Genomic DNA, 13,017 nt, shown 5'->3' on the forward strand with positions numbered 1-13,017 from the left:
TTAACCCGCCTTAATTCTTTACCTGGCTGTATCGATCCCTTTTATAGACCCGATGCACCTGGCAGGCACGGGTACTTTCACCCAATCTCTGCTACGCAGCCGATTGCAGAGGGGACGATTTGACAAACCACCAGAATTGTCGGTAGCTTATCTCTATGCTAGAATTGCTTTACACCGCAGCCGAACCGACATACGGCCAGGATTACACTGCTGTAAGGATAGGTCCCCAGAGATTGTTGTAATAAAATGAAGAACAAAGAGCTTAAATACTGGGTCGGCTTCAGCCTGATTCCTGGCATCGGTCGGGTCAGAATAACCCAGATGGAGAATTATTTTGGCAGCCTTGAGAATGCCTGGAAGGCCGGTTCGGGTGACTTAAGGAACTCCGGACTGGATAGCAGCACGGTACGTACCATCACTTCACGACGCCCCGGTCTGTGCCTGGAAGCAGAGATGGAAAAGCTCGAGAGCTATGGCGTGGGTGCGGTCACCTGGCACGACGAGGGCTATCCGGCCCGTCTTAAAGAGATATACGACTGCCCGCCGATACTCTACATCCGGGGCACGCTTCTTCCTGAGGACGAGCGGTGTCTGGCGGTGGTCGGCACACGCCGGGCCACTGTTTATGGAAGGCAGATAGCCGAGGAGATAGCCGCCGATCTGGCCCGAAGCAAAATTACCATCGTCAGCGGTCTGGCCCGGGGCATCGATTCGGTAGCGCACCAGGCTGCTCTGGAGGTTGGTGGCAGAAGTATCGCCGTATTCGGTTGCGGCCTCGATACTATCTATCCCGCAGAGAACGCCAACTTGGCCCGCCGTATCGCTGAGCAGGGGGTACTGATGAGCGAGTACCCCCTGGGAACCAGACCTCGCGCCGACCGGTTCCCCCGGCGTAACCGCATAATGAGCGGCCTTAGCCTGGGCGTCCTGGTTATCGAAGCCGGTAAGACCAGCGGAGCGATGATTACCGCCAACCTGGCGCTGGAACAGAACCGCGAGGTGTTTGCCATCCCCGGCAGCATACTATCACCGGCGAGTACCGGCACCAACCACCTTATCCAGGAGGGTGCCAAGCTGGTCAGCAGCTATGCTGATATACTGGAGGAACTGAACCTGACCGAGGTCGCCCATCAAATAGAACTGAAGGAGGCTATCCCGGCCTCGGAAACAGAAGCCCTGCTCTTAAAACAACTGGGCGCCGAGCCTGTTCACATTGATGAAGTATGCCGTAGCAGCGGTCTGCCGGTATCACAGGTCAGCAGCACGCTGGTGATGATGGAGCTTAAAGGAATGGTGAAGCAGATGGGGGTAATGAGTTTTATACTGGCCCGAGAAGACAGAGCGGAATATCGGGTGAGAGTGGAATAGGTGTTATGAAAAAGAATCTGGTTATCGTGGAATCACCGGCCAAAGCAAAGACACTGGGTAGAATTCTGGGTAAAGAATACAACCTGAAGGCATCCATGGGCCATATCAGAGACCTGCCTAAAGGCGCCATAGGAGTGGACATAGCAAACAGCTTCGCTCCGAAATATGTAGTGCCCCGGATCAAGAGCAAGCTGGTAAAGGAGCTTAAAGAGGCGGCGAAAACGGCAGCCGCGGTATACCTGGCTACTGACCCCGACCGCGAGGGAGAAGCCATCGCCTGGCATCTGTATGAGGTAACCAGGTCAGACCGGAAACCATACCACCGCGTTGTCTTTCATGAAATAACCGAGGAAGCCATCAAGCATGCCTTCAAACAGCCACGATCAATAGACCTGGAACTGGTCAATGCCCAGCAGGCACGACGTATTATGGACCGGCTGGTCGGCTACAAAATAAGTCCGCTCCTCTGGAAAAAGGTAAGGCGTGGACTCTCCGCCGGCAGGGTGCAATCAGTGGCGCTACGGATTATCGTCGAGCGGGAGCGGGAGATTGATAAATTTACCCCGCAGGAATACTGGACTATCGAGGCGGAACTGGCCACGGAAACGCCTGCCGATGCCACCGTGCGGGCCATTCTGGTCGGTCTCGGCGACGGTACCAAGCTGGAAATTCAAAGCAGCAAGGAAGCGGATGGTATCTGTGATGAGCTTAAAGAAGCCAGATACCGGGTGGGAGGGGTAAGGACAAAAAAGGTATCCCGCCGGCCTGCCCCCCCGTTTATCACCAGCACACTACAGCAGGAAGCTTGGCGCAGGTTCCGCTTCAGCGCCAAGCAGACCATGTCTCTCGCACAACAGCTCTATGAAGGCCTGACGGTAGGCGATGAGGGCAGCGTAGGGTTGATTACCTATATGCGTACCGACTCCACCAGGGTCGCCCGCTCCGCAATAGTCGAAGCCAGAGAGTTCATTAACTCCAGGTATGGACCCGAGTTCGTTCCGGCACACGCCCGTTCCTTCACCAAAGCGGTAAAGGGAGCCCAGGAGGCCCACGAAGCCATCCGGCCGACCCGGATCGGGCGGGAGCCCTCCCTTCTTCAGCCATACCTCAATAAGATGCAACTCAAGCTCTACCAGCTTATCTGGCAGAGGATGGTAGCCAGCCAGATGTCGGACGCCATATTCGATAACACCAGCATTGAGATTGAAGCAATAAGACCCTATGACAGCGGTAAATATATCCTTAAGGCTTCAAGCTCGGTTATCAAGTTCCCCGGCTTTATGTCCCTCTATATCGCCGGTAAGGATGAAGACGAAGCAGAAGAAAAGAAAAGCCCCCTGCTTCCCCACCTGGAAAGAGGCAACAAGCTCGAGCTTATCGAGCTTTTCCCGGAGCAACGCTTTACCCAACCCCCACCCCGTTTCACCGAAGCGTCCCTGATCAAGGTGCTGGAGCAGAATGGCATCGGGCGACCCAGCACCTATGCCACCATACTCTCCACCATTATTGAGCGCGAATATGTCAACAAGGACAAGGGTAGTCTTCAGCCGACCGAGCTGGGAATTATAGTCAATGACCAGCTTACTCAGCACTTTGCCAACATCATTAACGTTGAGTTCACTGCCCGTATGGAGGAGGAACTCGACGAGATAGGCAGCAGGAAGCGGGGGTGGGTGGAGGTTCTTAACGACTTCTACACCCCCTTCGATGAGAGCCTGAAGAGTGCCGCTGAGCTTATGGAAAAGGTGAAGATAGCTGATGAGCAGACTGAAGAGAGCTGCCCCCGCTGCGGGAAGCCACTGGTGGTCAAATACGGACGCTACGGCAAGTTCATCTCCTGCAGCGGCTATCCCGAATGTAAATACACCAGGTCGTATGAAATTAAGACCGGCGTCAATTGCCCGGAACCGGGCTGCAACGGCAGCATAGTCGAGAAGATAAATAAGAAGAAGCGTACCTTCTACGGCTGCAACCGCTGGCCCGAATGCGACTTTGCCATTAACACCAGACCTATCCCCCGCCCCTGTCCCAAATGCGGCGGACTGCTGACACTATACCGGCGCAAGCAGACAAAATGCACCAAGTGCGACTATAAAGGCAAGCTGGAGGAGTAACTATGGACTACCCTTCGGAACACCTGCTGGGCAGTATTGAGGAAATCGCCACCATTAAAGACCGGCTCTCGCTGGGAGACCGTTCCCTGACCGCCGCCCGCGGCCTCCACGTGCAAAAGAAGACCCTCTTCAGCGGTGAACTGCAGTACACCGCAGGGGGCAGGCTGATGACAAAGCTTGTCTTTGTCAAAGAAGCAGACGGCACCAGGAATGTCAAGAGATATCAGCCGGGCGGTTGGGAATTCAAGGTCGAGGAGACGCTGGAGCTGTGCCGTATTCTGGAGCGGGCCTCCCAGGCGCTGGAGAGCTGGTCTCCGGAGAAGGTCCGCATATACCAGTCTGAGGAACCCATCGATAGCGATTTGATCAACCGGGTTGCTGAGGCAAACCGGGAACACTACGAGGAAAACAACAAACAGTGGCGGCTGGGAGGCCTGCCGCGCTGGATTGAGCTGCGTGACAAATTCCTTGATGAATTGAAGAAGGAATGGCCTATCGAGTATGTAGAATTTCAAACCAGCCACAGGAATACCAAGTACACCGCAGCGTTACTACAGGAAAACATCGCCAAGGTGTACGTTACCGGCTTTATGTACGGTAAGGGCTGGATATCACCGGAGGAGCTAACCAGTGCTACCCTGCACCTGGGCGATGTGCTTGCCAGTAAGGTCAGGCACGGGCTGAAAGGGGCACGGTCCAAGGGTATCGCCTTTGCCGACGTTCTGGCGCACATCGCTGCCAGCGGTACCGTCGACGGATGCTCAGCAGAAGAAGAAAAGAGCGGAAACTCCGGGGAAGGCGAACCAGTAGACAAATAGAAACGCGGCCGGTTCAATGCAACAGATATTTAACCGATACGTAAACTACCTTGAGGCAGAGCGGAATGCTTCTCCATATACCATACGCAACTATACCACCGATCTGCTGGAATTTTTCAGCTTCCTGAAGTCACGAAAGATCGACTCGCTTCACGAGGTGGACAAACAGATCGTCCGCGACTACCTCTCCCACCTCCTTGATCAGGGATTTGTCAAGGTCAGTATCGCCCGTAAGCTCTCGGCGATACGCTCCTTCTATCGCTACCTGATGCGAGAAGAGATAGTTGCTACCAGCCCGGTCGCCGATACCTCTTCTCCCAAGCTGGACAAGCGGCTGCCCGGCTTCCTGAGCCAGAAAGAGGTGATTGAGCTTCTCAACGCTCCTGACTCATCCACACCGCAGGGACAACGCGACCGGGCCCTGCTGGAACTGCTCTACGCTTCCGGTTTGAGGGTAAGCGAGCTGGTAAACCTGGATATTGATAAGATTAACCTTGACGCCAATGAAATCAGAGTCCGGGGCAAAGGCTCTCGAGAGCGGATGGTGCTGATGGGTAAGCCAGCCGCAGCAGCCATTTTTACCTACATAAGCCAGGGCAGAACCAGTCTGCTGGGCGGAAAAGGTACCCCGGCCCTGTTCGTTAACCGCAGCGGCAGGCGCCTGGTAGAACGGAGGGTGCAGAAGATAGTGGAGAAATACTCCGCTGCTGCCGGCATCAAAAGGCGGGTCCATCCCCACATGCTACGCCATTCCTTCGCCACTCACCTTCTCGACGGCGGGGCTGACTTGAGAGTGGTACAGCAGCTTCTGGGGCATGCCGACCTGTCCACTACCCAGATCTACACCCACGTCACTAAGAGTCAGGCAAGAAAGGTATACCTCTCCGCCCATCCCATGGCAGGAGGAAAGCAGGATAATGAGCTGGAAGGATAGAATTAAGCGGCTGCTACAGGGTTTCGCCAACCAGGAGATTGATGCTATCTTGATCTCCCGGCCGGAGAACAGATATTACCTGTCCGGTTTTAACGGCTCCGACGGCTATCTCTTGATCACACCCCGGAAGCAGGTCCTAGCCACCGACTTTCGCTACCTGGAACAGGCGCATAGGCAATCGCCCGGCTTTACAATCTTTCGGATAAGCGGCCCCGCGGAGAACTGGTTCCCTGAGCTGGTGGATGAGCCGGGCATTAACCGGCTTGGGTTTGAGAGCAGGCACATCACCTTTTATCATTACCGGGAATTATCTGATATAATAAGGAAAAAGAAGCTTCCCTTCAGGCTTATCCCTGTCGACGGGCTTATCGAGTCGCTACGGGTGATCAAAGAACCTGAGGAGATCGAGCTGATAGCCCGGGCAGCGGCAGTCAGCGATGCCGCCTTTTCCTATGCCGCGAGTATCATCGGTAACGGCGTCAGTGAGCAGGAGCTGGCCTGGGCGATAGAAAGGTTTATGCGGGAAAAGGGTAGTGAGCCCATCCCCTTCAATGTTATTATCGGCTCAGGTGATAATTCAGCACTACCCCATATCAGTCCCTCGCCACGTACTATACATCCCGGAGAGCCGATAGTAATGGACTTCGGTGCCAGGATCAGCGGCTACTCCAGCGATCTCAGCCGTACTCTTTGCATCGGCGGCCGGGACGAGACATTTCGTAAGGTATACGATACTGTTCTCGGGGCGCAGTTAACCGCAATCGCAATGATCAAGGGAGGAATGAGTGGAGAGGAGGCGGACAATATGGCGAGGATAGTCATAGAAGAGGCTGGCTACGGTGAAGCTTTCGGTCATGCCCTGGGTCACGGCATAGGACTGTCGCCGCATGAGGCACCACGCCTCGGTCGTGGCAGCACCGAGCCGCTAACCAACGGAATGGTATTTACTATTGAACCCGGAATCTACATCCCGGGCTGGGGAGGCGTCAGGATCGAGGATACGGTAGTGATGGAAGACAACAAAGTCAGGGTAATTTCAAAAGCTGAGAAGATAGGAGTCTAGGATGATAAATTCCAGTGAGCTGAGAAAAGGGGTTACTATCGAGTTAGACGACAAACTGTACCAGGTTATCGAATACCAGCATATTAAGATGAAGCGGACGGCCCTGGCTAAGGTTAAGCTCCGCGATATCCGGGATGGCCACACTATTGAGCGGAGCTTTCAGAACACGGAGAAATTTGTACGCGCCCGGCTTGAGTACCGCCCGATGCAGTACCTCTACAGCGACGGAGACCTGTACTACTTTATGGACGAGGAGAACTTCGAGCAAACATCCCTGGACAGCAACCAGCTGGGTGACGCCATCAACTACCTTAAGGAAGGAATGTCCCTGCAAATATCAAGCTACAAGGGTGAACTGATGGGGGTCGAGATGCCGATTACCGTTGAGCTCGAGGTTACCAAGAGCGAGCCCGGATTCAAGGGAGACACCGCCACCGCCGGCACCAAACCGGCTACACTCGAGACCGGCATCACCATAGAGGTCCCCCTTTTTGTCAACGAGGGGGATATTGTCAAGGTTGACACCCGCAGCGGCAGCTATCTGGAGAGGGTGAACTGAAATTGCTCAAGGCCGACCTGCATATCCACACCGAGTATTCGCCCGACTGCAATACGCCGTTAACCAGGATTATCGGCCGCTGTCTTGAGGTCGGCATCAACTGTATCGCCATATCCGACCACAATACCATCGAAGGCGCCCTGAAGATGCAGGATATTGCCCCCTTTCCCGTAATCGTTGCCGAGGAGATACTGACCCCACACGGCGAGATTATGGGCATGTTTCTCAAGGAAAGTATACCCGGCGGCCTGTCGGTTGCCGAGACGATATCCCGTATCAGGACTCAAGACGGGCTGGTAGCCATCCCGCATCCGTTCGATAGATTTCGTCAGTCCGCGCTGAACATTGATATCACCAGGAGGCTGGCGGAGCAGGGAGAGATAGACGTTATTGAAGTATTTAACTCCAGGACGCCTCTCTACCGCTCATCAGCCAGAGCAGAGAGCTTCGCCAGGAAGTACGGCATTCCAGGAAGCGCCGGCAGCGACGCCCACACTGTCCAGGCGATCGGCAACGCCTATGTCGAGATGCCGGAATTTAACGGTTGTCAAGATTTCCCTGGCGCCCTGGCCAGAGGCACGGTCTTCGGTCACAGAACCAATCCATTCGTCCATATTAACAGCGTCCTGGCCAGGCTGAAGAGTAAGCTCTAAACTGCCGGAAACCCGGCAGGTACCTTCAGAAGGGATTACCATAAGCCGTACCGCCAGAGCGACGGCTACTTTTTATCGCCAGCCTTCTCCTCGACCGGCTTACGAAGAACTTCGTCGACAATGCCGTACTCTACCGCCTGCTCCGGGTTAAGGTAAAAGTCACGATCGGTATCGTGAGTAATCTTCTCCACTGTCTGGCCGGTATGTTTGACCAGAATGCCACGAATTATGTCCTGAATCCGCATAATCTCGCGGGCGGCAATTTCGATGTCGGCGGCCTGCCCCTGAGCACCACCAAAAGCCTGGTGCATATGTATCGTGGCGTTGGGCAGGGCGAAACGCTTGCCCTTTGTACCGGCGCAGAGGAGGACTGTTCCCATACTTGCCGCCAGCCCAACACAGATAGTAGAAACATCGGGGCGGATGAGCTGCATGGTATCATAAACAGCCAAACCGGCACTGATAACGCCACCGGGGCTGTGAATGTAGAGGCTGATGTCCTTATCGGGGTCTTCCCGCTCTAAATAGAGAAGCTGGGCAACGATAACATTAGCCACCTGGTCATTAATCGGCGTACCCAGCATAATAATACGCTCTTTTAACAAAAGGGAGTAGATATCAAAAGCACGCTCTCCCCTGGCCCCACTCTCAATCACCATCGGAATAACATTCTCCGGTCGGGTGTTCATCGCTTTGCCTCCTTCTTTGCCTCTTTTTCAGTATTCACTTTGCTATCCCCCTTCGCCTCCACGGCTATCTCCACCAACCGCCTTACCGTTTTTCGCCCCACCAGTACATCCGAAATCGACCTGCGGGACTGTGGCGTACTGAGAAATGCCCTCAGTTCATCCTGCCTCTCCGGGGCAGCATCCTTGATCATATCCTCAATCTCAGCGGCTACCTCAGAGTCGTCAACCTCAATCTTCTCCTCCTGACTGATCTTACCCAGCACCAGCGACCGGATGACCCGCTTGGTAGCCGGGGTATGTAGGTCTTCCCGCAGCTTTTGCTCGGTCTTATTAATGGCAGCCAGGTAGCTGTCCAGGTCGTGGCCGCTCGCCTGCCAGCGCCTCAGTTGCTGTTCGAGAAGCTGGTCAATCTCCATCTCCACCAGAAAGGGCGGGAACTCCACATCGGACTGGTCGACCGCCGCTTCAATAACCCTTTCCTCAAGATCCGTCCGGGCTTTTGCCTCAGCCGCCTGCCTTAAGCCTTCCGAAATGTGCTCCTTAAGCTTCTCCATGGTATCAAAAATATTATCTACTCCCCTGGCGAATTCATCATTTAGCTCGGGGAGCCTCTCCTGTTTTACCTCGCCGACCCTTACCTTAAACCGGGCCTCTTTGTCAGCCAGCTCGCTTTTAGGAAAGTCTTGGGGAATCTGGAGACTGAATTCCTTTTCCTCATCCCTGACCATTCCTGCTATCTGCCCGGCGAATCCAGGCAGCGGTAAGGGCTGGTCGCTTAAGACCTGGTACTGGACTCCCTTTCGATTTATAAACGGCTTCCCGTCCGCGGTACTCTCAATATCCAGAACGACCATATCGTTCTCTTCCACAGGCCGCTCTACCGGCTCCCAGGTAGCCTGCTCGTGGCGTATTCGCTCAATGACAGCGTTAACGTTGTCCTCACCCATCTCAACCGGTTCAGGGGTCATGCTGATCCGGTGATAATCACCAAGCGTAATCACCGGCGGAAGCGGCACAATCGCCTTAAAAGCCAGGGGGTCTGTCCGGGTAATCTCAACGGCGGGACGGGCAAAGGCCTCGATTTTCTGCTCCTTGATAGCATTCTCACAGGCTTCGGGGATGAGGTCACTTATGGCCTCTTTAAGAAGGCTTTCTCTACCAATGGTGCGCTCCAGCATTACTCTGGGCGCCTTTCCTCTGCGAAAGCCGGGAACGTCAGTCTTCTTCACCAGGCGGCGATAGGCCTCTTCCAGAGACACTTCTACCTCAGACGGTTCCATCTCAACGGCAAGAAACACCTGGCTGTTCTCAGTCTTCTCGTTGGTTACTTTCATTCTTCCTCCTCTCGCAGACGCAGGTGTAATTGAGACAGCTGCTCCTCAGTAACCGGCGAGGGAGCATTGAAGGTTAAATCAAGAGCCTCCTGGGTCTTGGGGAAGGCGATCACCTCACGAATAGTCTTTTCTCCCGCCAGCAACATCACCAGACGGTCAATGCCGAGCGCTATGCCGCCATGAGGCGGAGCGCCATAGTCAAATGCCTCCAGCATATGCCCGAAAAGCTGGTTGATATCATCATCATGATAACCCAGCAGCCGGAACACCTTTCTCTGCAACTCACTCTGGTAGATCCGCAGGCTGCCGCCGCCGATCTCATACCCGTTACAGACAATATCATAGTGCCTGCCCCTCACCTTTTCCGGAGAGCTTCCCAGCAGCGGCATATCCTCATCCCTCGGTGCTGTAAAGGGGTGGTGCTCGGACTCCCACCGCTCCAGCTTTTTGTCCCGGTGCAGCAGGGGAAAATCAATAATACAGGCAAAGGCGAGGAGATTGGGGTCAGCCAGTTCCAGCCGCCGCCCCATCTCCTGGCGCAGCTCGCCCAGGGCAGTACTGACCATGTCACCATCACCGGCGATGATCAGTAAGAGGTCTCCCGGAGCAGCACCCAGACGGGAGGCTATCTGCTTAATCTGGTCCAGAGTAAGGAATTTAGCCGCTACCGACTTTACCGTATCCAGAGTTAAATCTTCCAGTCTGCCGCCGGGGGCACCCAGTGCGATGGTGACCACACCGCCGGCGCCGAGACTACGCACCAGTTTGTTCAGCTCATCAAGCTGACTGCGCGAGTAGCCGGCGCAGCCCGGGGCAGTGATACCTTTTACCTTACCCCCGTTAGCAACTACCGAACGGAAAATGGCAAATTCGGTCTCTGCGGCGATATCAGTAAGGTCGGCTATCTCCAGGCCAAAACGCAGGTCAGGCTTGTCCGTACCGTAGCGTTCCATGACCTCGGCGTATCTAATGCGGGGGAACGGCCTGATCACCCGCATCTCGGGCCGGACTGTCTCCACCATCAAAGCGAAGAGCTCCTCAAACAGGCTGAGGATATCTTCTTCCTCAACAAAGCTCATCTCAAGATCGAGCTGGGTGAACTCGGGCTGACGGTCGGCACGGGTGTCCTCATCACGGAAGCACTTGGCTATCTGAAAGTACTTCTCCAGGCCGGCTACCATCAGCAGCTGTTTCATCTGCTGCGGAGACTGGGGCAACGCATAGAACTTCCCGGCGTGGAGCCGGCTGGGTACCAAATAGTCCCGGGCTCCCTCCGGGGTGCTCTTAATCAGTATCGGTGTTTCTACCTCGATAAAGCCCCTGTCATCAAGAAAGTCACGAATAAACTTCACCACTTTGTGGCGGAGAATCAGGTTCTCTCTCATCCGCGTCCGGCGGATATCAAGGTAACGGTACCTTAAGCGGAGACTCTCCTCCACCTCGATATCCTCATTGATATAGAAGGGCGGCGTCTTCGACGAATTGAGTATCTCGGCGCTATCGGCGACAACCTCAATTTCACCGGTAGCCAGTCTCACATTTTCCGTACCCGGCGGACGGGAAGCAACCCTACCTCTCACCCTGACAACATGTTCGCTTCGCATCCCGTTGGCTACTTTATGGCACTGTCCGGCTATCTCCGGGTTGAAGGCTATCTGGGTAATACCCTCTCTATCACGCAGGTCGATGAATATCAGCCCGCCATGATCCCGGCGCCGGTCAACCCAACCGGCCAGGGTCACCTCGCTGCCAATATGCTTCTTATTCAATTCCCCACAGCTGTGAGTTTTTAACAAAGCGCCTCTCTACCCAAATATTTACCTCGCTGATTATATCTCATAATAGTGACGCTCTTCAAACACGTGTGCCGGCCCGGCAGGTTGATAACGACGATGACATAGCAGCAGGGAATACCGGAAAATTTTGACTCAATGGTCGAGGAGGAACCGGCAGAGAGGGCACTTTCTTTGTCCGGTCTATATCCGACGTATTGACGGCTTGACCCGCCGTGCCTCAAAGAGCACGTTAGCGATAAAGTCCAGAGGAACCTTGCTCAGCTTGGCTATCTGCATCACTGATTCTTGAAGGACATTGTTCAAGTGCCATGACTCTTTACACTTGGCGAGCAGTGTGGTGAAGGCACTCTGGAGCTCTCCGATCGAGGCGTCTTCCTCATGGAGCTCCAGACACTGCTCACAGTCAGCAGCAACATCAATAAAGTCACGCAGGCTATCCTGAAGTACCTGTCCCTCTCGGGCAACAAACTTCTTGGCGAGTTCAAGCTGTTCTTTGTTGACCTTCAGACTGTAGACAACTATTTCGCCCATAATTTCTCCTATATTTTATGGTACAAAAAGACAGCTTTTTTGTCAATCCGTATATTGGACTATATGAAAATTTGCACTAAGACCCAATGTTTGCTAAACTCGCATAGTATATGGGCCGCTAGCTCAACTGGCAGAGCAGCTGACTCTTAATCAGCAGGTTAGAGGTTCGATTCCTCTGCGGCTCACCAAAGGTCTCCTCGGCTTTTTGCATGCCAGCTAATAAAAGGTATCCTCGATGTCCCGACTTCTATAGTGAACGCTCTTATTTAAAAAACATTCCCCGTATCCCTACTATCCAATAGAAATACGGGGAATCTGCTTGTCTTATGCCGCCCGGTTTATCTTGAAATATAACCCCCGTCGGCAACGAACTCCGAGCCGGTAATCCAGTTAGACTCGTCGGAAGCAAGAAACAGGCTGACGTAAGCGATGTCAGCCGGTTTGCCGATATGCCCGATCGGGTGCATCTTGCCCACTTTCTCGAAGTACTGCGCCGGTGTCATTCCCGAGTCCTGGGCCTCTTTTTCGGTAAGCTCGGTATGAATGTAGCCGGGGTGTACCGAATTGACCCGGATATGATATCCGGCCTCAGCACAGGAAAGCGCTATCGCCTTGGTAAACGACCTCACCGCCCCTTTCGAGGCGCAGTAGGCAGGCAACTCCGCCTCACCGACCATGGCATCGATAGACGATATATTCACTATCGAGCACGGTTCCCCGTTCTTCTTCATAACCTCAATGCCGTATTTGCAGCCTAAGAACACCCCGGTCGCATTGATATTCATTATCCAGTTCCATTCATCGAGAGATGTCTCTTCTATCGTTTTCGCAAGTGAAACACCGGCATTGTTCACCAGGACGTTAAGCTTGCCATATTTTTTGACAACCTCATCGAGCACCTTTTTCCAGTCATCCTCGCTGGTGGTATCGAGTCTGAGAAAGATGGCCTCCCCACCCTGCTTTTTGATACTCTCCGCCAACGCCGTTCCCTCATCTACCTTCTTCCTGGTAGTAACTACGACCTTAGCCCCCTCCTTAGCAAACAGCTCGATGTGTCCTCTCCCGATGCCTGCAGCCCCTCCGGTAATCAGGACAACCTTACCATCCAGTCTTCCCATTTCCTTACTCTACCTCCGTGCTATTATTTTTTAACCGAAT

General features: G+C 54.0%; 12 protein-coding genes and 1 tRNA gene. 8 read left to right on the forward strand and 5 right to left on the reverse strand.

Annotated elements, in window-relative coordinates:
• Positions 1-246: 246 nt before the first annotated feature.
• Genes dprA through PHI12_03715 form a run of 7 tightly spaced genes read left to right on the forward strand, consistent with a single transcriptional unit; the run spans position 247 to position 7,509 of the window.
• Positions 247-1,368, forward strand: coding sequence for a DNA-processing protein DprA (dprA, locus tag PHI12_03685; protein ID MDD5509898.1), 1,122 nt, complete (start codon positions 247-249; stop codon positions 1,366-1,368).
• Between the two features lie 5 nt (positions 1,369-1,373).
• The gene (gene topA / locus PHI12_03690) at positions 1,374-3,482 is read left to right on the forward strand and encodes a type I DNA topoisomerase (GenBank protein MDD5509899.1); all 2,109 of its coding nucleotides are present in this window, start codon (positions 1,374-1,376) and stop codon (positions 3,480-3,482) included.
• Positions 3,483-3,484: 2 nt separating this feature from the next.
• A complete protein-coding gene (locus PHI12_03695; GenBank protein ID MDD5509900.1) occupies positions 3,485-4,300 on the forward strand; it encodes a hypothetical protein in 816 nt (271 codons plus the stop codon).
• Between the two features lie 16 nt (positions 4,301-4,316).
• On the forward strand, positions 4,317-5,234 hold the full coding sequence (gene xerC, locus PHI12_03700; protein MDD5509901.1) for a tyrosine recombinase XerC: 918 nt from the start codon (positions 4,317-4,319) through the stop codon (positions 5,232-5,234).
• Entirely contained in the window at positions 5,218-6,297 is a 1,080-nt protein-coding gene (locus tag PHI12_03705) for an aminopeptidase P family protein (protein ID MDD5509902.1), read from the forward strand. Before xerC ends, PHI12_03705 begins: the two co-directional genes overlap by 17 nt.
• A 1-nt stretch (position 6,298) precedes the next feature.
• Complete coding sequence (gene efp, locus PHI12_03710; protein MDD5509903.1) at positions 6,299-6,856, forward strand: elongation factor P; 558 nt, start codon at positions 6,299-6,301, stop codon at positions 6,854-6,856.
• A 2-nt stretch (positions 6,857-6,858) separates the two neighbouring features.
• Complete coding sequence (locus PHI12_03715; protein ID MDD5509904.1) at positions 6,859-7,509, forward strand: PHP domain-containing protein; 651 nt, start codon at positions 6,859-6,861, stop codon at positions 7,507-7,509.
• Between the two features lie 65 nt (positions 7,510-7,574).
• On the opposite strand, the gene PHI12_03720 is transcribed toward PHI12_03715, so the two are convergent.
• The 4 genes from PHI12_03720 to PHI12_03735 all read right to left on the reverse strand — a co-directional run bounded on the left by PHI12_03720 (position 7,575) and on the right by PHI12_03735 (position 11,859).
• Positions 7,575-8,198: an ATP-dependent Clp protease proteolytic subunit gene (locus tag PHI12_03720; GenBank protein ID MDD5509905.1), complete on the reverse strand. Its 624-nt coding sequence runs from the start codon at positions 8,196-8,198 to the stop codon at positions 7,575-7,577.
• Positions 8,195-9,532 carry a trigger factor gene (gene tig, locus PHI12_03725; GenBank protein ID MDD5509906.1) on the reverse strand — a complete coding sequence of 446 codons (1,338 nt, stop codon included), beginning with the start codon at positions 9,530-9,532 and terminating at the stop codon, positions 8,195-8,197. Before tig ends, PHI12_03720 begins: the two co-directional genes overlap by 4 nt.
• Positions 9,529-11,328: an aspartate--tRNA ligase gene (gene aspS / locus PHI12_03730; GenBank protein MDD5509907.1), complete on the reverse strand. Its 1,800-nt coding sequence runs from the start codon at positions 11,326-11,328 to the stop codon at positions 9,529-9,531. Before aspS ends, tig begins: the two co-directional genes overlap by 4 nt.
• A 180-nt stretch (positions 11,329-11,508) precedes the next feature.
• Positions 11,509-11,859, reverse strand: coding sequence for a hypothetical protein (locus PHI12_03735; protein MDD5509908.1), 351 nt, complete (start codon positions 11,857-11,859; stop codon positions 11,509-11,511).
• A 112-nt stretch (positions 11,860-11,971) separates the two neighbouring features.
• Between PHI12_03735 and PHI12_03740 the strand changes: the two genes are divergently transcribed.
• Positions 11,972-12,047: transfer RNA gene (locus PHI12_03740), tRNA-Lys, on the forward strand.
• A 150-nt stretch (positions 12,048-12,197) separates the two neighbouring features.
• On the opposite strand, the gene PHI12_03745 is transcribed toward PHI12_03740, so the two are convergent.
• The gene (locus tag PHI12_03745; GenBank protein ID MDD5509909.1) at positions 12,198-12,977 is read right to left on the reverse strand and encodes a glucose 1-dehydrogenase; all 780 of its coding nucleotides are present in this window, start codon (positions 12,975-12,977) and stop codon (positions 12,198-12,200) included.
• Positions 12,978-13,017: the final 40 nt, after the last annotated feature.

The organism is Dehalococcoidales bacterium (assembly GCA_028716225.1).
Taxonomy (GTDB): Bacteria; Chloroflexota; Dehalococcoidia; order Dehalococcoidales; family UBA5760; genus UBA5760.

Coding starts and splice junctions, on each gene's coding strand:
- dprA (MDD5509898.1), top strand. CDS start 247: ATGAAGAACAAAGAGCTTAAATACTGGGTCGGCTTCAGCCTGATTCCT.
- PHI12_03705 (MDD5509902.1), top strand. CDS start 5,218: ATGAGCTGGAAGGATAGAATTAAGCGGCTGCTACAGGGTTTCGCCAAC.
- topA (MDD5509899.1), top strand. CDS start 1,374: ATGAAAAAGAATCTGGTTATCGTGGAATCACCGGCCAAAGCAAAGACA.
- PHI12_03720 (MDD5509905.1), bottom strand. CDS start 8,198: ATGAACACCCGACCGGAGAATGTTATTCCGATGGTGATTGAGAGTGGG.
- xerC (MDD5509901.1), top strand. CDS start 4,317: ATGCAACAGATATTTAACCGATACGTAAACTACCTTGAGGCAGAGCGG.
- efp (MDD5509903.1), top strand. CDS start 6,299: ATGATAAATTCCAGTGAGCTGAGAAAAGGGGTTACTATCGAGTTAGAC.
- PHI12_03695 (MDD5509900.1), top strand. CDS start 3,485: ATGGACTACCCTTCGGAACACCTGCTGGGCAGTATTGAGGAAATCGCC.
- tig (MDD5509906.1), bottom strand. CDS start 9,532: ATGAAAGTAACCAACGAGAAGACTGAGAACAGCCAGGTGTTTCTTGCC.
- PHI12_03735 (MDD5509908.1), bottom strand. CDS start 11,859: ATGGGCGAAATAGTTGTCTACAGTCTGAAGGTCAACAAAGAACAGCTT.
- PHI12_03745 (MDD5509909.1), bottom strand. CDS start 12,977: ATGGGAAGACTGGATGGTAAGGTTGTCCTGATTACCGGAGGGGCTGCA.